The organism is Thiothrix subterranea (assembly GCF_016772315.1).
Classification (GTDB): Bacteria; Pseudomonadota; Gammaproteobacteria; order Thiotrichales; family Thiotrichaceae; genus Thiothrix; species Thiothrix subterranea.
This window is the reverse complement of sequence record NZ_CP053482.1, coordinates 1,469,165-1,490,539: the sequence shown is the minus strand read 5'-3', so window position 1 is coordinate 1,490,539 and position 21,375 is coordinate 1,469,165. Positions and strand designations below refer to the sequence as shown.

Genomic DNA, 21,375 nt, shown 5'->3' with positions numbered 1-21,375 from the left:
CTAAATGCGGCTTAATCTGCTAAAAAGCACCCATTTTAGCCGGAACGTGAACTTATCACACAAGTCGGCTTGCCCAAAGTAGCGGCGGTTGTTACATTTAGCGAATTATTTTTGGGGGCTGCCCAAAGGTTAGCCTGTTCGCGGAAAAACGACAGTCACACAGGACGTGTTCAAGTACTCCCTTTATTTAGCTTTAAGCCGGATTGATTAGATTATGTTCAAAGCCTTATCAGGTTTATTTTCCAATGATATTTCCATCGACCTAGGCACTGCCAATACCCTGATTTATATGCGCGGCAAAGGTATCGTACTGGATGAACCTTCTGTTGTTGCTATCCGTCAAGACCGTGGTCCGGGTGGCCCCAAGTCGATTGAAGCCGTGGGAACGGAAGCCAAGAAAATGTTGGGGCGTACCCCTGAGAATATCACCGCGATTCGCCCCATGAAAGACGGCGTGATTGCGGACTTTACTTACACTGAAAAAATGTTACAGCACTTCATCCGCAAAGTGGATGCGGGTCGTATTTTGCGCCCTAGCCCGCGTGTGGTGATTTGCGTGCCGTGTGGCGCAACCCAAGTCGAACGCCGTGCGATTAAAGATTCCGCGTTGGGTGCGGGTGCGCGTAAAGTTTACCTGATCGAAGAGCCGATGGCGGCAGCGATTGGCGCGGGCATTCCGGTCGATGAAGCGATTGGTTCGATGGTACTGGATATTGGCGGTGGTACGTCCGAAGTGGCCATTATGTCATTGCGCGGGATTGTGTACTCGGCATCAGTGCGTATCGGCGGCGACCGTTTGGATGATGCGATCATCAGTTATGTACGCCGTAATTACGGCATGTTGATCGGTGAAGCCACGGCGGAACGGATTAAATGCGAAATCGGTTCGGCTTACCCCGGCAAGGAATTGCTGGAAATCGAAGTCAAAGGCCGTAACCTGTCAGAAGGCGTACCCCGCAGTTTCACCCTGACCAGCAATGAAATCCTCGAAGCCTTGCAAGAACCGCTGTTTGGCATTGTCAGCGCGGTGAAAACGGCGTTGGAACAAACCCCGCCAGAGTTAGCTGCTGACGTTGCCGACCGTGGTATCGTTTTGACCGGCGGTGGTGCATTATTGCGCGACTTGGATCGTTTATTGATGGAAGAAACGGGGATTCCGGTGGTGATTGCCGATGATCCGCTGACATGTGTGGCGCGTGGTGGCGGTAAGATTCTGGAAATCATGGAAGAAGAAGGCGTTAACTTCCTCGCTACCGACTGATCAGCAAGCGGAATGACAAGCAGCAGCGGAGGCGACCATTAACGACACCAATTATCATGCCACGCCGGGATTTTCGTTTCGGTTCATGTTGTTGATTTTATGTGCATTAGTGCTCATGGCGGTGGATAATCGTAATCCAGCGTCATTGTCCGCTGTGCGCACCGTGGCAACTATGATGGTTTATCCATTGCTGTACAGCGTTGATTTTCCGCAACAGGCTTATCAACGTTCCAGCGGATTTTTAACCAATCAACAACAATTAGCGGATGAAAATCTTATCCTGCGGCAGCAAGTCGGTGTGTTTTCAGCACAGCAACAGGATTTGGATAAGGTCATGGCTGAAAATCAGCGCTTGCGCACCATGCTCAATGCCGCCCCGCGTGAAACCTACACGTTTACCATGGCTGAAATTCTGGAAATTGCGCAAGACCCGGTGCGTGGCTTGGTGACGCTCAATAAAGGCAGCAATGATGCCGTTCAGGAAAGCCAAGTGGTATTGCATGGCAATAAAATCTACGGACAAGTCGTTAGTGTTACTCCGCTTACCTCCAATGTGATGCAGTTAATTGACATAGGTCACTCGATTCCCGTGGAAAGCAAACGCACCGGCGAACGCGGGCTTGCGAATGGCGACGGACGTGGACGACCGATAAAGATTGAAAATTTGCCAGCCAGCAGTACCGTTAAACCGGGTGATGTATTTGTCTCATCGGGGCTGGGTGGCTTGTTTGCGGCTGGCTACGAAGTCGCTACCGTATTACCCGGTGGCGTCGATGTGAAACAGGGCGACCCATTTGCCACGGTGTTAGCCATGCCTGCGGTGGACTACGAAGCCGTGCGCGAGGTGCTATTGGTGTGGAAAAATACGGGTGATGCTGATGCCCGTTAAAGACCCGCGTTTCCCCGGCGCTGTATTGGTAACGTTGATTCTGGCGATGGTGTTGTCGCTTATCCCCTTGGGCGATGTATTGAGTTTGTGGCGTCCCGAATGGATCGCGCTGACGTTAGTGCATTGGGCGTTAATTATCCGTGATCGCGTCAGTTTGGTGGTGGTATTCGCGATTGGCCTGATCGTAGACACAACTTTACCCGGATCATTATTAGGGCAACATGCCTTGGGGTATGTGCTGGTCACGTATCTTGCGGTGCGCTTGAGTTTGCGCATGACCCCCGAAGCGTTTATGCAGCAATTGGCACTGCTGTTTGTGATTTTGGGGGCATACATGCTGGCTAATCTGTGGATATTGCGGGTGGTAGGCGCTGGTAGCACGGGCGGTTGGTTGTATTGGGCACCATTACTCAGCAGCATTGCGATTTGGCCGGTTTTCCACTCCCTGCTGGGGTATTTCCATGTACAGCGAAAAGCCCTTTAATCAACGCCTGCTCTAGGTAAATTGTCATAGCGCCGCGCATTTTGCTACTGTGGTAGCCATAGAGCCAAGCCTTGACTAAGAGGAATTCACATGATGTCTACAAATGCCTGCCAGGAATTGCCCTGTGCGGTTGCCGCTATGCCGGATGTTGCCAAGCAACCCCTCGCAGGTGCTAAAGGAACGCTCAATTGGGTGGGAATGAGTCAGATTGAGCTGCCAGTCTTTCTGCGCAGCCCCAACGGTGAGCGGGTGCAAACACTGGCACGGGTTCAGGCTTACGTTAATTTGATCGACCCTAACAGCAAGGGCATTCACATGTCGCGCTTATACGTGGCGCTAGACACACTCCTCGGCATGAATGATCTGACACCTGAAGTGTTGCGTGCCACCATTGCGCAATTCGTTGATACCCATGGTGGTTTGAGTGATGCCGCTTATTTGGAATGCCGTTTTGACTATTTCGAGCGCCGCAATTCCTTGCTGAGCGCTAACAGTGGTTGGAAAAACTACCCCGTAAAAGTCGCTGCTACTTTGCGTAACGGGCAAATTGACACCGAAGTCAGCGTGGAAGTGCCTTATTCTTCCACTTGCCCGTGTTCGGCAGCATTAGCGCGGCAATTGATTCAAGAAGGTTTCCGCGAAACGTTCGGCGACGCTTCCGTCGTGGATGCGAACACCGTTTTCGACTGGTTAGGAACAAGCAACGGGATTCGGGCGACCCCGCATAGCCAACGCAGCATTGCGCAAGTACGGGTAAAATTGGCAGAAAAAGTACGCATACTGCCCATTACCAGCCTGATTGACCGGGTGGAAGCGGCGCTGAAAACCCCGGTACAAGCCACGGTGAAACGCGAAGATGAGCAAGAGTTTGCGCGTTTGAATGCGGCGAATCTGATGTTCTGCGAAGACGCGGCACGTCGCCTGAAAAATGCTTTGAACGACGATATTTCGGTGCGCGATTTCTGGTTGCGTGTCAATCACATGGAAAGCTTGCACGCTCACGATGCGGTCGCCGTTGTCGTTAAAGGTGTGGAAGGGGGCTACCGTGACGATCCGCGTGAATACGTCCACCCCACCTGATAGCTGGATGGAACACGTGGTGTTGGTCGATCAGCATAATGCGGTGCTGGGAACTGTGCCGAAAAGCCACGTGCATACGCTGGAAACCCCGTTACACCGGGGGTTTTCGGTGTTTATCTTTAATCAGGCGGGGGAACTGCTGCTGCAACAGCGCAGTTTCAGTAAGCTAACGTGGCCCGGTTTTTGGTCGAATTCGTGCTGTGGGCATCCGGCGTTGGGCGAATCGGTTGCTGAAGCCATCCAGCGGCGAGTGGCGTTGGAGTTGGGGATGCAGGTGTATGATTTGTGCGAAGCCTTACCCAATTTCCAGTACCGCTGCGAATACGGCGGTGTGGTTGAAAACGAAATCTGCCCGGTGTGGTTGGCGCGTACTGTGGATGAGCCAATACCCAATCCGCTCGAAGTCGCCGCTACGCGCTGGATTGCGTGGGAAGATTTCAAACAAATATTGGTGGCGGATGTGGCTGGTCATTATTCGCCTTGGTGCAAATTAGAAACCGCGCTGCTGGATGCGCTGGTAGAGACGCAAAATTTTGCGTCTCTACGGTGTCGGTGAGGGTGGATTTTTGGATAAATCTTGGTCTAATTCTGCCAACCGTTCGGGTGTACCGATGTCGCGCCAGTCGCCCGCAAAATATTCCCCGCTGACTTGATGTGCCTGCATCGCTTGGCGTAGCAAAGGGGCGAGTGGGTGTTTACCTAGTGGCAATCCGGCGAACAGTTCGGGGCGGTAATAACCAATGCCGCTGAAGGTGTAACGCGGTTCGCCACTGCTGCTAACCCGCCCTTGATTCAAGCCGAAATCGCCTTGCGGATGGTGTACCGGATTGGCAACCAGCACCAAATGCGCCAGATCGTGTTCCGCTAAGTGGAAAGGCAGGCACGGGTAATCACACCATACATCGCCATTCACCACCAAGAACGGCGCGTCACTTAATAACGGTAGTGCTTTGATAATGCCACCCGCCGTTTCCAATGCGCCCTCTTGCTGCTCGTCGGAATAGTGCAGATTGACATTCCAACGTGAACCATCCCCCAAGGCTTCGGGGATTTTCCAGCCCAGCCAGGCCAGATTGATTACAATGTCGCGAAAGCCCGCGCGGGCGAGTTTTTCGATATGCCACACGATCAACGGCTTGCCGCCAGCAGGTAGCAAGGGTTTCGGGGTGTGGTCGGTTAATGGGCGCATCCGTGTGCCGTGCCCAGCGGCGAGAATCATGGCTTTCATCATCGTCATCAGGCGGGAATGTGGACAGTGCCGATGCGTTCGGGAATGCCTGCCCGCCGCATCCATTCGATTAGCTCGCTGGTTTCGGGGTAGCGTGAGCCGACTTCCAGCACGTAACTCAGCACCAGAGGCAGGTCATCCAGATAGCCCGGTTTACCGTCACGGTGATTAAGGCGGGCAAAAATCCCCAGCACCTTAAGGTGGCGTTGCAACCCCATGAGGTCAAACCATTGCTGGTAGGTTTGCTGATCTACTGGCGGTAGCACCCCCGCAGCAATGGCTTCTTTGCGGTAGCAATCGACCCACCATTCGACTTGCGCTTGTGGCCAAACGATGTAGCAGTCACGCAGCAAGGACACTAGATCGTAGGTTGCAGGCCCTAATACCGCGTCCTGATAGTCAATAATGCCGGGGTTATTGGCGGTTGTGACCATGAGATTGCGGCTGTGGTAATCGCGGTGAACAAAGGCGACAGGTTGCCCGATAGCCGATTCGATCAGGTCTTCAAAGGTTTGTTGAATCAGTTCGTGTGGAATCTGCTCATCGCTGAAGCCTAGGTGGGTTTTCAGGAACCATTCCGGCATTAATTCCATTTCACGGCGCAAGATACGCTCGTTGTAAACCGGCAAATGGTCACAGTCGGCTTGCTGAAGTTGCAACAGCGCGTGCAGGGCATCGGCATACAAGTCTTTAACAGTAGCGGGGGTAAGCTGGCTCAGGTAGCTGGTATTGCCTAAGTCTTCCAGCAGCAGAAAGCCATCCAGCAAATTTTGCGCCAATAATTGCGGGGCATGAACGCCGGTCGCACTCAGCAAATGCGTCACTTCCACAAACGGGCGGATGTCTTCTTTATCGGGCGGGGCATCCATGCAAATGGCGGTACCGTCGGTGCCACGGGCGCGAAAATAATGCCGGAAGCTGGCATCTGCCGAAGCAGGTTCTAAGACGGCGTGCTCCCAGTTGGGCAGGCTGTTGACCCACTGAGTTAATTGCTCAAGACGTGTATCCTGTGTCATAAATCTCGGCGTTTCCTAGCGTATTGATAGGTTATGAATAGTGTATCCTAACATGCTAGGCTTTCTGTAAATTGAACATTAAATCGGCAAAATTCATGAGCGATTCTGAAGAATTGTGGCCGTCAACGGCTTATCACCAACAAGTGGAACAATTACGGGGTTTGATTGGGCAGCCGCTGCATGTGGTGGAAATCCATTCGACCGAAATCAACGCGGGCGTGCACTTTCCGGGTAAGCCATTGGTGTTGCTGGCGATTGTGGATTTTCCCCGACCTGACCCGTACCGGCAGCTTTGCCCGCATCTGTTGATTTTGGATGATGGGCGTGGGGTGAATTTGGGGCGTGTGGCGCGTATTAGTCGCGGCAGTGCTTATGCACCAACAGCGGATGACATTGTGTTTAGCAATCAGGAGTTTGTGGAAAACGTATTGTTTGCGCCGCGAAAACTGAGTCGTGCGCTGGTGGCGGCAACGTCGCGGATGGCGTTGGGGGAGATGCTGGGGAAACCGTCCGATAGATTGATAGAGCATTCATAGGGGCATTACTTGTACTAAGCAATACAATCCCGTCATATCGGGAAACAGTATGGTGTTTTCTGCATCGACCATTTTCCAATAGGAAATGGTGGTGCAGGCAACTTCGGGAGCAAGAAAGCAGATGCTGATTCGGTGATTTTGTCCGGGGTGGATGTCGGGGACGCAAATTTCACGCCCGTCCAGCGGCATAAGACCATACTTGTAGGTATCGAGTTTTTCACCATTTTGAAAGCGCACTTCGATTTGCTGATCTAAGCAGACAATCCGGCGGTTTTGCCAAGGGATAGCACCCACATTGCGGATTTCCCAGATTTTTTCAAAGGTTTGCCCCGGTGCAAGGATGGAGTGGTCGGGTATCGTAATATCCCCAATAAAACCAATATCATCGCCGTTGACAAGAGATTTGGTACGGGTGGGGGTGTTGGTCGGGAATTCCCAGCGGGAGAAGAAAACGCGCATCAGATCTAGCGGGTGAATTTTTAGCGCATTGGCTAGCTGGATAAAGGTGGTTAAACGGGCTTGTTCTAGTTCGGCGTTGAGCATGTTGTAGATGGATTGGCGGGATAGGTTGGAACGGCGGGCAAGTTCCGTCACGCTGATGCCGGATTTTTCCATTTGTTGGCGCAAATATTCGGCAAGGTCAAGGGCAGCCATAATGTATCCTGAAATGCTGAGTGTTACGCATTATACCCATTTTTAACAGCGAAATTGTAGCATGATTGTATGTTTTAACCGCCATCATAAAAAAATGTGAATAAATTTATATTTGTCAAAAAATAATGATGAAGTGTCAAGACGATTGGGCGGTTTGTCTTATAGACTGATTAGTATGTTTTTTGACTAGGGGTTGTTGTCATGAAGAAAGCAGGGTATTCACTTAGCCAATGGCTTGGGGTGTTTTTGGCGGCAATATTGTTATTGCCGGGTATGGGTTGGGCTGCGGAGAACCAGCAGCCCGTTGCCGTCGCAGCGAATTTAATCACCAAGGAAGATAAGCCCAAGCCCGTTACCCTCAAGGGGGTTGACCCGGAAAAGCAGAAACTGACCTTTAGCATCGTTAGCCCGCCTGCCCACGGCAAGCTTGCGCTGAAACGCGGGGCGATGGTTTACACCCCCGACCCGGATTATTTCAGCCCAGAGGGTTCGCCGGACAGTTTCACCTTCAAAGCCAATGACGGGCAACTTGATTCGTCGCCCGCCACGGTGTCAATCACGGTGCAGGCCAGCAATGATAAGCCGTTGGCGCAAAGCAGCGAAGTCTTGGCAGTCAGAAGCACGGCACGGGAGATTGCCCTGTCTGGGTCGGATGTTGATAGTGATACCCTGAGCTATAAGCCGGATAAGAAAAGCAAAAAAGGCGGCACGGTGGTGCTGAAGGGCGGCAATGTTGTCACCTATACGCCGAAAACGGGCTTTGTGGGCAAGGATTCTTTCAATTTCACCGTCCGCGATGGCAAGTCACCGGGCAAGCCGGGGAAAATCACGGTGGTGGTACGTGCAGAAAACACCGCTCCGCTGGCGAATGCCGGTGAGGATTTTGCAGCGGCTGAAAAGGCAGTGTTGTTGTTGGATGGCAGTGCCAGCAGTGATGAGGATGGCAATATCGTCAGCTATGCTTGGGAGCAGGTTGGGGGTACGCCAGCGGTATTGCAGGATGCTACCACCGCCACCCCGACAGTGGTGTTGCCGGATGTGACGGCGGATGAAATCCTGACTTTTAAGCTGGTGGTACGGGATAACAACGGGGCGGGCGGGGAAGATACGGTGGTTGTCACCGTCAATGCTGCCCCCACTCTCACTGCCAAACTCAACGACACAGGCATTACCCAATGCGGTAATGCCTCAGCAAACGCTGCTTGCCCACAGGCGGGTTTTCCGGGGCAGGATGCCGAAACCGGGCGCGATGCCACCCAAGCCACCAATAATGATGCCGATGGTCATCGGGGTTTCAATTTTACCAAGCTGGATTCCGCTGGGGTGGCGCTGGCTGACCAGTCTGCCGCTTATGCCAGCACCCCGTGGGCTTGTGTGAAAGATAATGTCACTGGCTTGATCTGGGAAGTGAAAACCGATGATAGCGGTTTGCACGACAAGGACTGGACATACACTTGGTACAACACAGATAACGCCAAAAACGGTGGGGGTGCAGGCACACCCAATGGCGGTAGTTGTGGTAGCCCCGCCACCAGCCAATGCGACACACAAGGTTACGTGCAGGCGGTCAATACGGCAGGCTGGTGTGGTGCAAGCAGCGGCTGGCGGATGCCGAGCGTGACCGAGTTGCGCTCCATCGCCGATCTGTCACGCAGCGATCCTTCCATTGATACGGCTTACTTCCCGAATACGAATTCATGGTGGTATTGGTCGGGAACACCGTATGCAGGTTATGCGTCCTACGCTTGGTATGTCAGCTTCTACAGCGGTGTTGACGGTTGGTACGACCGTGACAGTGGTAGTGCGGTGCGGTTAGTTCGTTCCGGTCAGTGATTTTGCTTTTTGCAATGGTTTAGGAGCCGAAGGTTGTTATTGGTGTTACATCGGCTGGTGAGGTTGGCTTTGTCCCCCTCGCCAGCGGTGGGGGCAGAATTGCCAGCCCGTGGCGGCTTGGCAAGTGACCCTTCTCACTGAGTGCCCGCGCCGCCAATGTGCATGAATAGGCTGCCCCGTGTCACCGTTAGGCTATGCGGGGTGGTGGGAAGTGCGCGGGTTAGCGTCCAACGCTTGGAATGTCAACTTCAACAACGGTAATGACACACAAAACAACCGTAACAATGATAATGCGGTGCGGTTAGTTCGTTCCGGTGAGTGAGAGAAATGGAAAGCGAACAATTCGGCAGTTTTCAACAATGCTACCACGCTTACAAGGTTTGCCGCCGTTACAAGCGCAAGTCGGCGGGGGTGTTGCAGTTTGAACGCAAACTGCTGGATGAACTGACTACCTTGTCCATAGGTATCTACACAAGTTTGGGATACCTTTTCACTGCATCACTCCGAACGTCCCCCCATCCCCAGCCCTTCCCCCACAAGGGGTGAAGGGGGTAAGAGATGCTACGGCTGTCTGTGTAAAGCGTGGTAGATTTGTTGTAAAACGACTTCCTGATGGTTCAGAATTTCGTGATTCCAGAAACGTAGCACCTGAAAATTTTGTTGTTGCATCCAATGGTCGCGTTCGCGGTCGTAACCTTGCTGCTCATGATGATGGTTGCCATCCAGTTCAATCACTAAACGTGCTTCCAAGCAAACAAAATCAGCAATATAACGTCCCAATGGGGTTTGACGGCGAAAACGGTAGCCATCGAGTTGGCGTTTTCTCAAGGCTTCCCATAACTGCTGCTCTGGTGTGGTCATGTTCTTGCGTAGATTTCGGGCAAGGTCACGATGTATCTTGTTGTTTTGTTTTTCCATCCCACCAGTGTCGACAACTTAGCCCTGCCACGCAATATTCACCGATAGGCAGCACCTCTTGCCCCCTTCACCCCTTGTGGGGGAAAGGCTGGGGATGGGGGGACGTTCGGAGTGATGCAGTGAAGAGGTATCCCAAACTTGTGTAGATACTTAAAATCGCAGCAAAAGGAATATGACGGGAGCGGTACGGGTAGGCAAACAAGCGTGCGGCTGGCTGAAACGCACCGCAGAAACGGAATGAACCTCTCTTAGCCCCTCTCCCCTTGAGGGACGACGCTGTAAGCGGCTGGGTGCGGGGTTGGGGTGAGGGGTAATCAATTTGAAACAGGAGACGAGAAATGAACCAACGACTTTTAAGCTGCGCCCTGCTGGGTGGGCTATTGCTGTCAGGGCTGGCAACCGCCCAAACCTGCACCAACACCGCAATGGAGCAAAGCACCCCGACCAGTGCCTTTACCTTCAACAGCGATGGTACTGCCACGCATCAGATGACGGGGCTGGTGTGGAAACGCTGTCTGGAAGGGCAAACCTTTACTGACAACGGCACAGCAACCCATTATCTGGACGACCAATGTACCGGGCAACCCAACGGCATGGAGTGGGCAGCGGCGTTAAATCTGGCACAAACCGCTGGGCAGGGCTGGCGTGTACCCGACCAGAAGGAATTGAGTAGTATTGTGGAACATTGCCGGGTTGACCCTGCCATTAATACCGAGGTGTTTCCCGGCAGTGGCTCCTATTGGGTCTGGAGCAGCAGTCCGGTGGTAAATTATCCAGATTATGCGTCCGACGCTTGGTTTGTCTACTTCGACGACGGTAGTGACGTTTGGGACGACCGTTACGCTGATGTTGCGGTGCGGTTAGTTCGTTCCGGTCAGTGATTTTGCTTTTTGCCTTCCTTTCAATCAACAGGAGTACCGACGTGAAATGAAACAGCTACAGCAGGGATGCCTACGTCGCGTATGCAGGCTGGGCGTTGGTCGGCAATGCCTCCACCGCAGAGGATGCATTGGCAAAAGCGTTAAGCTGGCTGGCAGCGAATACGTAGGGTGGGATGAGCCTGCGAATCCCACCAGCTTCATTGACAACCCGGATTGCTGTTGCCACTATTGGGTACATGACAGCAACATTAATTCACCGTAAACGCCACACTTTTGCCGATGGTAAAAAGATGGAAATGGTCATTTGGGAGGTGCCTCAGCCAGTGTTGGGCAGTCCCCACTGTTATAAGTACCGTTTGTTTTACGGTGATAGCCGAGAACGCACGGTTGGTTATGATAATGAACGACCCAAAGGTGATCATCGGCATTACGGCGATCACGAGGAAGCGTATCAATTCACCAATATCGAGCAGCTTCTGCAAGATTTTTATGACGACATTGCCAAACGGAGAGATGACCTATGAGAACCTTAACGATTAGTCTCATGGACTCACAAAGTGCCATGCGAGATATGCGTCAAAGTGCCATCCGTGCATGGAAAACCGTTGAATATCAAGGCGAAGCATTAACCTATGCCACCCCTGCCCAACTGTTTAGAGTATTTACCCTGAAGCGTTGGGAAATCATTGCGTGTTTGCAACAACAAACCAAGCCCGTCAGCTTGCCCGAATTATCCCGCTTAATGGGGGCGAGTACCCAGCATCTGCAAGAAGACTTGGATGTCTTGCTCGCCGAAGGTGTCATTGAGCAGGGTGCAAACGGCATCAGCACACCTTACGTGGCGATTCATACCGATTTCACGCTGAAAAAAGCAGCGTAAGAAACCGAAAGGGTCAAACTCGAATAATGTTTTGTAGGGTGGGATGAGCCTGCGAATCCCACCATCTTCAGCGTGTGGTTGTGTTGATGGTGTTGGGGGATGATGGGTTTCGTGCCTCGCGGTGTAGTTCAAGTAGCAGTTTGGCGTAGCCATTCTGCTAAAGCGGCTTCATCCACCCGACCTTGGGCGGCTTCAATGATCAGATCAGCGGCTTTCATTACATCAAAGGTGGGTTCAATGCCGTTCAGGGCTAGACTGATATTCATGCATGTAAAAGCGGTGCGCTTATTACCATCGTTGAATACGTGACCGACCGCCAAGACCACGGCATAGGTAGCAGCCAGTTCATAGGCATCGCTAATCATCCCGTAAGCCAGACGGTTTTCCACTCTTGCCAATACGCCAGCCAGCGACTTATCACCAGCCGACCCCGCCAGTTCACCCGGATACAGCACTTGTTCGTGGAGGTATTCCACATCCTCCACCGTTAGCAGCACGAACTCCATCATTTATCCCGAAGATAAACCAAAGCAGGGGCAAGCCGTGCTTTTTGTTGGGCAAAAGCCTGTTTGATGACATCCAGCCCTGCGGCGCGGGTCTGGATATTTTCAACCGCAGCCACGGGGACAAAATAGCCGATTACCTGATTGCGGTTCAAAATAGCGATAGGGCTATCCCCAGCCTGATTGAATACTTTGGCGGGTTCACGTAACTCGGTCATGGAGATGGTTTTGCGGGTAAGCAGGGTTTGCATAATGCCACCGATAATGTGTACTTAAATGTGATTAAATTATCACACTTTTATGTGATTTTAACAAGAGGCAAACGCTCCGAAGCACCTGAGCTACATCGGTAAAGAACGCCTGACCGGTATCGAGAAGGGCAGATTAGAGGGTGAGTTAAAGAAAGCCCAAGAAGTGGCACGTGGTCTTTTGCAGTTGGGGGTTATCTCTGAGGCAGACATTGCCCGCATTGCAGGTTTATCGTTGGAAGAAGTCCAAAAACTGCGCGTCCAGCATTAAGCTGAAGTGAGCGTTAAGTAAGAGTTGGAGAAGACAAACGCTTCCCCAACTCTTGAAAACTAGTCTTACTTGTTTTCGCGGCAGTCGATCAGGTTATCCACCACGCTTGGGTCAGCCAGTGTGGAGGTATCGCCCAGACCGTCAATTTCATTTGCGGCAATCTTACGCAGAATCCGGCGCATGATTTTACCGGAACGGGTCTTCGGTAAGCCCGGTGCCCATTGAATGATATTAACCTTGGCAATCGGGCCAATTTCCTTACGCACCAGATTGTTCAGATCAGCTTTCAGCTCATCCGTACCTTCTTCGCCCGCCATCAAGGTGACGTAAGCGTAGATGCCTTGACCGGTCAGCTCGTGCGGGTAGCCAACAACCGCTGCTTCCGCAACTTTCGGGTGCAGTACCAACGCAGATTCGATTTCCGCCGTACCCAGACGATGCCCGGAAACGTTCAATACGTCATCCACGCGCCCAGTGATCCAGTAGTAACCGTCTTCGTCACGACGTGCGCCGTCGCCAGTGAAATAGTAACCCGGATACATCGCAAAATAGGTTTCATAGAAACGCTTATGGTCGCCGTAAATGGTGCGCATCATGGAAGGCCACGGGGCTTTGATGCATAGCAAGCCTTCCACGCCATTGCCTTCGATTTCCACGCCTTTGTCATCCAACAGGCAAGGTTGTACGCCGAAGAATGGGGTAGTTGCCGAACCCGGTTTCAATGCGGTTGCACCCGGTAATGGGGTCAGCATGTGTGCGCCGGTTTCAGTCTGCCACCAAGTATCCACGATTGGGCAACGACCACGACCAACAACGCGGTTGTACCAATGCCATGCTTCGGGGTTGATGGGTTCACCGACCGTACCCAGCAAGCGCAGTTTGTCGAGTTTAGCGCGGTTAACCAGCTCTTCGCCTTGCCCCATCAACATACGGATAGCGGTTGGGGCGGTGTAGAAAATGGAAACGTCGTGCTTGTCGCACACATCCCAGAAACGCCCAGCATCTGGGTAAGTGGGGATGCCTTCAAACATCAGCGTGGTTGCGCCGTTGGTCAGCGGGCCGTACACGATGTAAGAGTGACCTGTTACCCAGCCCACGTCGGCCGTACACCAGTAAACTTCGCCGTCTTTATAGTCAAACACGGTTTTGTGGGTCATTGCCGCTTGCAGCAGATAGCCGCCAGTGGTGTGCAACGCGCCTTTAGGCTTACCGGTAGAACCAGAAGTGTAGAGAATGAAGAGTGGGTCGTCCGCCTCCATGTCTTCCGGCGGGCAATCCGCATCAGCCGCCGCTACCGCGTCGTGATACCAAATATCACGAGTGTCGTTCCATTTAACCGGATCGCCACCGCGTTGTACCACGATACAGGTGTGAACGGTTGGGCATTGATCCATCGCTTTGTCAGCGTTGCCTTTCAATGGCACTTTTTTGCCGCCGCGCATGGATTGGTCAGAAGTAATGACCACGCCGCATTCCGCATCTTGGATACGGTCACGCAGTGCATCCGGTGAGAAACCGCCGAATACGATGGAGTGCATTGCGCCGATACGCGCACACGCCAGCATTGCCACGGCTGCTTCTGGAATCATTGGCAGGTAAATGGATACGCGGTCGCCTTTTTTCACGCCACGGCCTTTCAGCACGTTCGCAAATTTAGATACTTCGGTATGCAGTTCGCGGTAAGTGATTTTGCGGTCTTCGTTCGGGCTGTCGCCTTCCCAAATGATCGCTACTTGGTCGCCACGGGTGTCGAGGTGACGGTCAAGGCAGTTGTAGGAAACGTTGAGTTTGCCGCCAGTGAACCAGTTGATATGCAGGTCATCTGCGCCAAAGCTCCAGTCGAGAACCGTGTCCCACTTCTTTGACCAGCTTAAATATTTTTCGGCTTGTTCGCCCCAGAACGCTGACGGATCGTCAACCGATTGCTGGTACATCGTGGCGTATTGTTCGGCATTGATGTTTGCTTGGGCAGCAAATTCGGCGGGTACTGGGAAGATTTTCATTTCTGTCATGCTGGAAGACTCCTCATCTCTAGTCGGGTAATTCTGCTGCGGTGTTAAATCCAGTAGCTGATGCCACCTTATTATTGGGTCATATCTTTATACAATCTGGGGCAAGTGTCCAGCCGAATGGTAGAAAAAGCCTATAATTGTCAACAATTCAGGTTTCTTCTACGTATTTTCCAAACCCTCGCGTATTAGGGGTTGCATCGCGGTCAGCAAGCTCTTGAACAGGTTGGTGTTTTGCTGTTCTTCACCTGCCAGCAATTCTTTCATGTGTTGACGTTGGGTTGGCATATCGAAACACATGGGGCAATTTTCCACGATCACCGGCAAAGCAGCGGCTTTGGCGAAATCGGCGGTTTGGCGTTCGCGTGCCATCACCAGTGGACGGATGACGCGCAAATCCCCCGCATCAATGCGGTAATGCGCTTTCATGGTTTTGAGTTTGCCACCGTGGAAGGCTGACATGAGGAAACTTTCTGCCAAATCGTCCAAATGTTGCGCCAGTGCCAAGACGTTATAGCCGTGTTCGCGGGCGGTACGGTACATCAAACCGCGCTTCATGCGTGAACAAAACGCACAATAGGAACTGTTATCCATGTGGGTTTCCGCCAACTTCACAATCGGTTCGCGCACGTAGTGGTAGGGAATGCCCAGGCTTTCCATGTAGGGAATCAGTGGCGAGGGGTCAAACGTATCGGCTTGTGGATCAATCGTGACTGCCGCAAATTCAAACTTGATCGGCGCGTGGCGCTGAAAATGGTTGAGCAAGTGCAGCAATGCCAGCGAATCTTTGCCGCCGGATAGCCCCAACAAAATGCGGTCGCCTTCACGGATGAGCTGGTATTCCCCGATGGCTTTGCCGACTTTGCTCAGCAGGGATTTGGGTGGTTTGACGAATTCTGGTCGGTTAAGGGCGACATTATCCATTGGCACGGCAACATCCAGCAATAAAGGGCATTCAGCGTATTACCCCGTTACCAATTCCGCAACTCTTTCCGCAAAATCTTACCCACATTGCTTTTGGGTAATGATTCCACAAACACGATTTGTTTCGGGCATTTGTACGCGGAAAGTTCTTTGCGGCAATAGGCTTTGAGTTCTTCCAGCGTCAGGCTCTGGTCTTTTTTGACCACGAAGGCTTTGACCACCTCGCCGGAATGTTCATTTTTTACACCAATGACACCGGCTTCCAATACTTTGGGGTGGCTTGCCAGCACGTCTTCGACTTCGTTGGGGTAAACGTTGAAACCGGAAACCAACACCATGTCTTTTAAGCGATCCACCAGCTTAATAAAGCCGCGTTCATTGATAACGGCGACATCACCGGTGCGTAACCAGTCGCCGGACATAATATTGGCGGTTTCATCGGGGCGTTGCCAGTAACCTTGCATCACTTGGGGGCCGCGTACCCACAATTCGCCTGCTTCACCCACGTCTAATTCATTGCCGTCAAGGTCGCGGATGGAGATGTCGGTAGACGGAATGGGTAGGCCGATCATGCCATTGTAGTCCGTTAAATCGACGGGATTAATGCACACGGCAGGGGAAGTTTCGGTCAAGCCATAAGCTTCCAGCAAGGTCACGCCGGTTAAGGCTTTCCAGCGTTCGGCGACGAATTTTTGCACTGCCATGCCACCGCCCAATGCAATTTTTAGGCGCGAAAAATCCACTTTTTGCAAATCAGGCTGATTCAGCAGCGCATTGTAGAGCGTGTTCACGCCGGTGATGAAGGTAAACGGTTCGTGTGCCAAGTCTTTGATGAAAGCTGGTAAGTCACGCGGATTGGTGATCAGCACATTCTTCGCACCCATTTTCAAGGCAAACAGGGCATTCGCCGTCAGCGCAAACACATGGTACAGCGGTAGGGCGGTAATGAAGACTTCGGTGCCTGAAATCAAATCTTCCGTCGTCCACGCTTCCGCTTGCAGCATATTGGCAATCATATTGCGGTGGGTCAGTACCGCGCCTTTGGCAACGCCAGTCGTACCGCCCGTGTATTGCAGAAACGCGGCATCTTCGTGTTGCGGTTGCGTATCGGTGAAGTTGTGCGCGTATTGTTTGCCGAGTGTCAGCGCTTGGTTGAAGGTGATGGCTTCCGGCAAGGTGAATGCAGGCACCATTTTTTTCACGTATTTCACCACCGCATTCACCAGCAGCGATTTGGGGAAACCCAGCAAATCGCCAATTTCGGTGGTAATAACGGTTTTAATGCCCACTTCGTCCATCACGCTTTCCAGCGTATGCGCGAAATTGGCGAGGATAACAATGGCTTTTGCGCCAGAATCTTTCAACTGGTGTTCAAGCTCGCGGTCGGTGTAGAGCGGATTGGTATTGACCACTACCAAGCCCGCTCGCAATGCCCCGAATAGCGCAATCGGGTATTGCAGCAGGTTGGGCATCATAAGGGCGATGCGGTCGCCGGGTTTCAGCCCCGCACCGTGGATCAGGTAAGCGGCAAACTGTTGCGTCAGGCGGTCAACTTCCGCATACGTTAGGATTTTACCCATATTGCTGTAGGCAGGGCGGTCGCGGTATTGCGCCACACTGCGCTGAAACAGATCCACCAGCGATCGGTATTGATGGGTGTCAATCGCTGCCGGAACGTGTTTGGGATAGCTTTGTAGCCATAACTTTTCCATTTCCTCCTCCTCTTGCCCGTGTACCGGGCGCTTTAATTCCGCAACGGTTTGCCCGTTTCTAATAAGTGACTGACTCGCGCCAAGGTTTCAGGGTTGCGCACCAGTTGCATGAATTGTACGTGTTCCAATGCCAGCATGTCGGTTTCGCTCAGCGTTTCAGTGATGTCGGTCTCACCGCCGCTGAGCACAGTGGCTAAGGCGTGTGCGACGACCGCATCGTAAGGCGTGGCTTTGCCTTGCGTGATGAAATCATTCACTGCCATTTCCATGGCGACACGGGCGGTTGCGCCGGGTAGGTGGAATACGGGTGGTTCAGGCGGTTGGTAGCCGTCGATCATTGCCAGCGCACGGGCTTTGGCATCGGCAAGCAGCCGATCACGGTTCATGGTAATGCCATCGTCGGGGCGCAGGAACAGGTAATCGCGGGCGGCTTGCGCGGATTTCGCCACGGTTGCCATGCTAATGATTTCAAAGCATTTCAATACGGGGGGCAGGAATCCACCTGGGCGTTTGGGGAACTGTGTCCAACGGTGCAGCATTTCTTTGCAGCCGCCCCAACCTGGAATCAGCCCCACGCCGGTTTCGACTAAGCCGACGTAGGTTTCGGCGTGGGCTTGCAGCGCGTCGCAGTGCAGCAGGATTTCACAGCCGCCGCCCAATGCCATGCCAGACGGTGCGCCAATCACGGGGAAGGGGGCGTATTTGAGGGCTTGGTAAGCGCGTTGCCCGGCACGGACGATATTATCGACTTCATCCCAGCCGCCCAGTTTAGCCGCAAACATGAGCAAACCGAGGTTGGCTCCGGCGGAAAAATTGCTGCCTTCGTTGTAGATCACCAGTGCCTTGTGGTGTTGCGGGATGAAGGCGACGGTTTCCTCGATCATTTCCAGTATTTGCGGGTCGAGGGAATTCATTTTGCTGTGGAATTCCAAGCAAGCTATGCCATCGCCAATGTCCCACAGGCTGGCGGCATCGTTGCTCAGCAAGGGTTCGGCATGGCGTTTGAGATCAGCGAGTAGCAGGACACCGGGAGGGCGTTGCAGCGGGTGATACGTGCCGTCGGGTTGGAGGTAGTGGGTTGAGTTTGCGTCATGCCGATAGAAACCCTGTTCCCGCGCTTTTTCTAACAGTGGCGGAATACTCACGCCATCCGCTGCAAGCCGTTGCGCAAATGCCTCTGCTCCCAACTGGTCGATCAGCTCAAACGGCCCGAATTTCCAGTTGTAACCCAGTTTCATCGCGGTATTGACGGCGCAAATATCGTCAGCAATGTCAGGCACGAGCGCGGCGGCGTAGCGCAGGGTTTGCGAGAGTACGCGCCATGCATATTGTCCGCCCTTGTCGGGGTGCGCAATCAAGGCGGGTAAGCCACCGTCGCGGGCAGCTTTCACGCTGTCGAGTTTGGCGGGTTGCGAGACGTGGTATTCGCCGGTTTGCAGGTTAATGGATTCTTTGATCTTTGTGCCGCCGTCACGGTTGAGCCGGTAGAAACCGCCTTTGCCTTTGCGCCCGGTATAACCGGTGTCGATCATGGTTTGAATCAGGGGCGGGATAGTGGCTTTTTCCAGCAAGGCATCGCCAGCGGGTAGGCTGCGGTTCATGCTGCGCATTAGGTGCGGCATGAGGTCAATCCCCACCAAATCGGAAAGCCCGAATACGCCGGTTTTGGGAATGCCCATGGGTTTGCCGACCACCGCATCGGCTTCTTCCACCGTTAATCCCAGTGCAATCGCTTCCTGTATCGCGGTTTGTATCCAGAAAATGCCGATACGGTTGGCGATGAATCCGGGGGTATCCTTGCAGGCAACCACGCCCTTGCCGAGTTTGTGGTCGCAAAATTGGGTGATGGTTGCCAGTGCGTCTGGATCGGTTTGCGCACTGCTGACGATTTCCAGCAAACGCATGTAGCGCGGCGGATTGAAAAAGTGCGTGATGATGAAATGCGCGGCGAAATCTTCCGGCAAGCCTGCGACCAATTCGTGCAGCGGAATCGAGGAGGTGTTGGATGAAACCACTGCATCGGCACGGCGCACGTTTGCCAGTTTGCGGTATAAATCTTGCTTAATGGCGAGGCGTTCGACAATCGCTTCAATAATCCAATCGCATTGCGCGAGGGCGGGCAAGTCGTTTTCAATATTGCCTGTTGTAATCAGCCGGGCATTTTTAGGGTGCATGAAGGGCGCGGGGTCGGCTTTCAGCAAGTTGTCGAGGGTGGGGGGGGTGAGGTCGAGTAGCAGCACCGGAATACCGGCATTGGCGATGTGTGCGGCAATGCTTGCACCCATGACACCCGCGCCGATGACGGCGACTTTTTGGATGTTCATGACACTGCCTCCAGAATCGTGGCGATGCCTTGCCCGCCGCCGATGCATTGGGTGGCAAGCGCAAATTGTTTGCCTTCGCGTTGTAACAGGGCAGCGGCTTTGCCGGTAATGCGTGCGCCGGTTGCACCGAGTGGATGACCTAAGGCAATCGCGCCGCCGTCGAGGTTGATCTTACTTTCATCCAGCCCAAGGTCGCGGATGCAAGCGATAGATTGCGAGGCAAAAGCTTCGTTGAGTTCGATAATGTCGAGATCGGCAAGCGTTAAACCGGCACGTTGCAGGGCTTTTTGCGTGGCAAGCACCGGGCCGATGCCCATTATGTCTGGGGCGCAACCGGAAATGGCGATGCTGCGAATCCGTGCTAACAGAGGTAAGCCGTGTGCACGGGCGAAGGTTTCGCTGCATACCAGCGTGGCGGATGCGCCGTCGGTGAGCGGGGAAGCGGTTCCGGCTGTTACCGTACCGTGTGCATCGAACGCCAGTTTCAGACCGGCAAGCGTTGCAGCGGTGGTGTCGGGGCGAATGCAACCGTCTTGTGTGACTGCGCCAACGGGGATGATTTCAGCGTTAAAATGTCCGGCAGCTTGGGCAGCAGCGGCTTTTTGCTGGCTGGTAACGGCGAAGGTTTCTTGTTCTGCGCGGGAAATGCCGTAGCGTTTGGCAAGGTTTTCGGCGGTTTGCCCCATGCTGATGTAGGCAGCGGGCAGCTTGGCATACAAGGCAGGGTTGGGGGAGGGGTTGAAGCCGGTCATGGGGATGCGAGTCATGGATTCGACCCCAGCACAGAGGAACACGTCCCCAGCATTCATCTGGATGGCCCCCGCTGCTTGGTGGATGGCTTGCATCGACGAGCCGCAAAAGCGGTTGACGGTGACACCGCCAATGGCGAACGGCAAATCGGCCATCAGCGCGACCAGCCGTGCCATATTGAAGCCTTGTTCGCCTTCGGGAAACGCGCAACCGAGAATCAGGTCTTCGATGGCGTGGGGGTCTAGGTCGGTTTGGGCTAATAAACCACGAATGGCGGCGGTCGCTAAATCGTCGGGGCGAACTTTGGCGAATGCGCCTTTGTGGGCGGGGGTAAAGGGAGTGCGGGCGTACCCGGCAATCACAACGCTCTTCATGCTTGTTCCTCCATCGGTACGGTTTTATTTTTTACTTGTTATTGTTGATACTAGAACTCGGCATTAGTTGCGTCAAATCAATGCGGTATTTGTGATGTTATGGTTTATGCCTCGGTGGGGTGCAGCATGGCGTAGTGGGGAACGCCTTCTTCCAAATATTGCTCGCCAAGGGTGATAAAGCCGAGGCGGGTGTAGAACGTTTCGAGGTGGGCTTGGGCGCTGATGCGGATGGCTTGTCCGGGGTAGAGACGGGTGCAATGGTCGATTGCCACTTGCATAATGCGCTTACCGAGACCGATGCGCCGGTATGCGTGGGTGGTGAGAACTCTGCCAATGGCGGGTTCGGGGTATTTTTTGCCGGGGTCGAGGATGCGCAGGTAGGCGGCGAGCTTGCCTTCGTGCCAAGCGGTTAAATGCCAAGCGTGCAGGTCGTGCCAGTCGGTGTCGGCGCAGCAGATGCGTTGTTCGTCGATGAAAACGGTTTGTCGCGCCAGCATGATGGCGTGGAGTTGGAGGGGAGACAGGGTTTCGAGGCGGTTACAGTGGAATTCTATATTATTAGTTGCGTTCATGGGATTAGGTTTTCCTGTGCCGAAATTG

Annotated in this window: 24 protein-coding genes; 11 read left to right on the top strand and 13 right to left on the bottom strand. The window is 53.3% G+C overall.

The window, feature by feature from the left end:
- Nucleotides 1–214 precede the first annotated feature (214 nt).
- The 5 genes from HMY34_RS07330 to idi all read left to right on the top strand — a co-directional run bounded on the left by HMY34_RS07330 (nt 215) and on the right by idi (nt 4,270).
- A complete protein-coding gene (locus HMY34_RS07330) occupies nt 215–1,261 on the top strand; it encodes a rod shape-determining protein (protein ID WP_202718604.1) in 1,047 nt (348 codons plus the stop codon).
- 37 nt (nt 1,262–1,298) lie between these two features.
- On the top strand, nt 1,299–2,150 hold the full coding sequence (mreC, locus tag HMY34_RS07325; protein ID WP_228288044.1) for a rod shape-determining protein MreC: 852 nt from the start codon (nt 1,299–1,301) through the stop codon (nt 2,148–2,150).
- A complete protein-coding gene (gene mreD / locus HMY34_RS07320; RefSeq protein WP_202718602.1) occupies nt 2,140–2,634 on the top strand; it encodes a rod shape-determining protein MreD in 495 nt (164 codons plus the stop codon). The genes mreC and mreD overlap by 11 nt, the downstream gene beginning before the upstream one ends.
- 90 nt (nt 2,635–2,724) lie before the next feature.
- Nucleotides 2,725–3,714 (top strand): GTP cyclohydrolase FolE2, encoded by a 990-nt coding sequence (folE2, locus tag HMY34_RS07315; RefSeq protein ID WP_202718601.1) that lies wholly within the window; start codon nt 2,725–2,727, stop codon nt 3,712–3,714.
- Complete coding sequence (gene idi / locus HMY34_RS07310) at nt 3,680–4,270, top strand: isopentenyl-diphosphate Delta-isomerase (protein WP_202718600.1); 591 nt, start codon at nt 3,680–3,682, stop codon at nt 4,268–4,270. Before folE2 ends, idi begins: the two co-directional genes overlap by 35 nt.
- Here idi and murU read toward each other — a convergent pair.
- Nucleotides 4,256–4,942: an N-acetylmuramate alpha-1-phosphate uridylyltransferase MurU gene (murU, locus tag HMY34_RS07305; RefSeq protein ID WP_202719150.1), complete on the bottom strand. Its 687-nt coding sequence runs from the start codon at nt 4,940–4,942 to the stop codon at nt 4,256–4,258. The two genes, idi and murU, sit on opposite strands and share 15 nt — an antisense overlap.
- Before the next feature lie 8 nt (nt 4,943–4,950).
- Nucleotides 4,951–5,958, bottom strand: a complete 1,008-nt coding sequence (locus HMY34_RS07300) for an aminoglycoside phosphotransferase family protein (RefSeq protein ID WP_202718599.1) — start codon at nt 5,956–5,958, stop codon at nt 4,951–4,953.
- Between the two features lie 95 nt (nt 5,959–6,053).
- Between HMY34_RS07300 and HMY34_RS07295 the strand changes: the two genes are divergently transcribed.
- On the top strand, nt 6,054–6,494 hold the full coding sequence (locus HMY34_RS07295) for a hypothetical protein (RefSeq protein WP_202718598.1): 441 nt from the start codon (nt 6,054–6,056) through the stop codon (nt 6,492–6,494).
- On the opposite strand, the gene HMY34_RS07290 is transcribed toward HMY34_RS07295, so the two are convergent.
- On the bottom strand, nt 6,489–7,148 hold the full coding sequence (locus tag HMY34_RS07290; protein WP_202718597.1) for an NBR1-Ig-like domain-containing protein: 660 nt from the start codon (nt 7,146–7,148) through the stop codon (nt 6,489–6,491). The two genes, HMY34_RS07295 and HMY34_RS07290, sit on opposite strands and share 6 nt — an antisense overlap.
- Nucleotides 7,149–7,349: 201 nt before the next feature.
- Here HMY34_RS07290 and HMY34_RS07285 point away from each other — a divergent pair, with 201 nt between their 5' ends.
- Entirely contained in the window at nt 7,350–8,981 is a 1,632-nt protein-coding gene (locus HMY34_RS07285; RefSeq protein ID WP_202718596.1) for an Lcl C-terminal domain-containing protein, read from the top strand.
- 178 nt (nt 8,982–9,159) lie between these two features.
- Entirely contained in the window at nt 9,160–9,303 is a 144-nt protein-coding gene (locus tag HMY34_RS07280) for an Lcl C-terminal domain-containing protein (RefSeq protein WP_202718595.1), read from the top strand.
- Nucleotides 9,304–9,542: 239 nt separating this feature from the next.
- Here the strand turns inward: HMY34_RS07280 and HMY34_RS07275 are convergent, their stop codons facing one another.
- Nucleotides 9,543–9,899 carry an endonuclease domain-containing protein gene (locus tag HMY34_RS07275; protein WP_202718594.1) on the bottom strand — a complete coding sequence of 119 codons (357 nt, stop codon included), beginning with the start codon at nt 9,897–9,899 and terminating at the stop codon, nt 9,543–9,545.
- A gap of 338 nt (nt 9,900–10,237) precedes the next feature.
- On the opposite strand from HMY34_RS07275, the gene HMY34_RS07270 reads away from it, so the two are divergent.
- Nucleotides 10,238–10,780 carry an Lcl C-terminal domain-containing protein gene (locus HMY34_RS07270; protein ID WP_202718593.1) on the top strand — a complete coding sequence of 181 codons (543 nt, stop codon included), beginning with the start codon at nt 10,238–10,240 and terminating at the stop codon, nt 10,778–10,780.
- Between the two features lie 70 nt (nt 10,781–10,850).
- On the opposite strand, the gene HMY34_RS07265 is transcribed toward HMY34_RS07270, so the two are convergent.
- The gene (locus tag HMY34_RS07265; RefSeq protein WP_202718592.1) at nt 10,851–11,006 is read right to left on the bottom strand and encodes a hypothetical protein; all 156 of its coding nucleotides are present in this window, start codon (nt 11,004–11,006) and stop codon (nt 10,851–10,853) included.
- A 10-nt stretch (nt 11,007–11,016) separates the two neighbouring features.
- Here HMY34_RS07265 and HMY34_RS07260 point away from each other — a divergent pair, with 10 nt between their 5' ends.
- Nucleotides 11,017–11,304, top strand: coding sequence for a toxin-antitoxin system TumE family protein (locus HMY34_RS07260; protein ID WP_202718591.1), 288 nt, complete (start codon nt 11,017–11,019; stop codon nt 11,302–11,304).
- Nucleotides 11,305–11,324: 20 nt separating this feature from the next.
- The gene (locus HMY34_RS07255) at nt 11,325–11,660 is read left to right on the top strand and encodes an HVO_A0114 family putative DNA-binding protein (protein ID WP_202718590.1); all 336 of its coding nucleotides are present in this window, start codon (nt 11,325–11,327) and stop codon (nt 11,658–11,660) included.
- A 128-nt stretch (nt 11,661–11,788) separates the two neighbouring features.
- Here the strand turns inward: HMY34_RS07255 and HMY34_RS07250 are convergent, their stop codons facing one another.
- The 8 genes from HMY34_RS07250 to HMY34_RS07215 all read right to left on the bottom strand — a co-directional run bounded on the left by HMY34_RS07250 (nt 11,789) and on the right by HMY34_RS07215 (nt 21,347).
- Nucleotides 11,789–12,169 carry a type II toxin-antitoxin system death-on-curing family toxin gene (locus tag HMY34_RS07250; RefSeq protein WP_228288004.1) on the bottom strand — a complete coding sequence of 127 codons (381 nt, stop codon included), beginning with the start codon at nt 12,167–12,169 and terminating at the stop codon, nt 11,789–11,791.
- Nucleotides 12,166–12,414 (bottom strand): type II toxin-antitoxin system Phd/YefM family antitoxin, encoded by a 249-nt coding sequence (locus HMY34_RS07245; RefSeq protein WP_202718589.1) that lies wholly within the window; start codon nt 12,412–12,414, stop codon nt 12,166–12,168. The genes HMY34_RS07250 and HMY34_RS07245 overlap by 4 nt, the downstream gene beginning before the upstream one ends.
- Nucleotides 12,415–12,747: 333 nt before the next feature.
- On the bottom strand, nt 12,748–14,694 hold the full coding sequence (acs, locus tag HMY34_RS07240; RefSeq protein ID WP_202718588.1) for an acetate--CoA ligase: 1,947 nt from the start codon (nt 14,692–14,694) through the stop codon (nt 12,748–12,750).
- A gap of 159 nt (nt 14,695–14,853) precedes the next feature.
- Nucleotides 14,854–15,615, bottom strand: coding sequence for a PP-loop family protein (locus tag HMY34_RS07235; RefSeq protein ID WP_202719148.1), 762 nt, complete (start codon nt 15,613–15,615; stop codon nt 14,854–14,856).
- 47 nt (nt 15,616–15,662) lie between these two features.
- Complete coding sequence (locus tag HMY34_RS07230) at nt 15,663–17,327, bottom strand: AMP-binding protein (RefSeq protein WP_202718587.1); 1,665 nt, start codon at nt 17,325–17,327, stop codon at nt 15,663–15,665.
- A 32-nt stretch (nt 17,328–17,359) separates the two neighbouring features.
- A complete protein-coding gene (locus tag HMY34_RS07225) occupies nt 17,360–19,651 on the bottom strand; it encodes a 3-hydroxyacyl-CoA dehydrogenase/enoyl-CoA hydratase family protein (RefSeq protein WP_202718586.1) in 2,292 nt (763 codons plus the stop codon).
- Entirely contained in the window at nt 19,648–20,775 is a 1,128-nt protein-coding gene (locus tag HMY34_RS07220; protein WP_202718585.1) for a thiolase family protein, read from the bottom strand. The genes HMY34_RS07225 and HMY34_RS07220 overlap by 4 nt, the downstream gene beginning before the upstream one ends.
- Before the next feature lie 104 nt (nt 20,776–20,879).
- Nucleotides 20,880–21,347 (bottom strand): GNAT family N-acetyltransferase, encoded by a 468-nt coding sequence (locus HMY34_RS07215; protein ID WP_202718584.1) that lies wholly within the window; start codon nt 21,345–21,347, stop codon nt 20,880–20,882.
- Between the last annotated feature and the right edge of the window lie 28 nt (nt 21,348–21,375).

Bases quoted from the DNA above. Each gene is read 5' to 3' on its own strand.
- HMY34_RS07220 (WP_202718585.1), bottom strand. From the start codon at position 20,775: ATGAAGAGCGTTGTGATTGCCGGGTACGCCCGCACTCCCTTTACCCCC.
- HMY34_RS07215 (WP_202718584.1), bottom strand. From the start codon at position 21,347: ATGAACGCAACTAATAATATAGAATTCCACTGTAACCGCCTCGAAACC.
- acs (WP_202718588.1), bottom strand. From the start codon at position 14,694: ATGACAGAAATGAAAATCTTCCCAGTACCCGCCGAATTTGCTGCCCAA.
- murU (WP_202719150.1), bottom strand. From the start codon at position 4,942: ATGAAAGCCATGATTCTCGCCGCTGGGCACGGCACACGGATGCGCCCA.
- HMY34_RS07225 (WP_202718586.1), bottom strand. From the start codon at position 19,651: ATGAACATCCAAAAAGTCGCCGTCATCGGCGCGGGTGTCATGGGTGCA.
- HMY34_RS07285 (WP_202718596.1), top strand. From the start codon at position 7,350: ATGAAGAAAGCAGGGTATTCACTTAGCCAATGGCTTGGGGTGTTTTTG.
- HMY34_RS07330 (WP_202718604.1), top strand. From the start codon at position 215: ATGTTCAAAGCCTTATCAGGTTTATTTTCCAATGATATTTCCATCGAC.
- HMY34_RS07295 (WP_202718598.1), top strand. From the start codon at position 6,054: ATGAGCGATTCTGAAGAATTGTGGCCGTCAACGGCTTATCACCAACAA.
- mreD (WP_202718602.1), top strand. From the start codon at position 2,140: ATGCCCGTTAAAGACCCGCGTTTCCCCGGCGCTGTATTGGTAACGTTG.
- HMY34_RS07270 (WP_202718593.1), top strand. From the start codon at position 10,238: ATGAACCAACGACTTTTAAGCTGCGCCCTGCTGGGTGGGCTATTGCTG.
- HMY34_RS07250 (WP_228288004.1), bottom strand. From the start codon at position 12,169: ATGATGGAGTTCGTGCTGCTAACGGTGGAGGATGTGGAATACCTCCAC.
- folE2 (WP_202718601.1), top strand. From the start codon at position 2,725: ATGATGTCTACAAATGCCTGCCAGGAATTGCCCTGTGCGGTTGCCGCT.
- HMY34_RS07235 (WP_202719148.1), bottom strand. From the start codon at position 15,615: ATGGATAATGTCGCCCTTAACCGACCAGAATTCGTCAAACCACCCAAA.
- HMY34_RS07300 (WP_202718599.1), bottom strand. From the start codon at position 5,958: ATGACACAGGATACACGTCTTGAGCAATTAACTCAGTGGGTCAACAGC.
- HMY34_RS07245 (WP_202718589.1), bottom strand. From the start codon at position 12,414: ATGCAAACCCTGCTTACCCGCAAAACCATCTCCATGACCGAGTTACGT.
- HMY34_RS07260 (WP_202718591.1), top strand. From the start codon at position 11,017: ATGACAGCAACATTAATTCACCGTAAACGCCACACTTTTGCCGATGGT.
- HMY34_RS07275 (WP_202718594.1), bottom strand. From the start codon at position 9,899: ATGGAAAAACAAAACAACAAGATACATCGTGACCTTGCCCGAAATCTA.
- HMY34_RS07230 (WP_202718587.1), bottom strand. From the start codon at position 17,327: ATGGAAAAGTTATGGCTACAAAGCTATCCCAAACACGTTCCGGCAGCG.
- HMY34_RS07290 (WP_202718597.1), bottom strand. From the start codon at position 7,148: ATGGCTGCCCTTGACCTTGCCGAATATTTGCGCCAACAAATGGAAAAA.
- HMY34_RS07255 (WP_202718590.1), top strand. From the start codon at position 11,325: ATGGACTCACAAAGTGCCATGCGAGATATGCGTCAAAGTGCCATCCGT.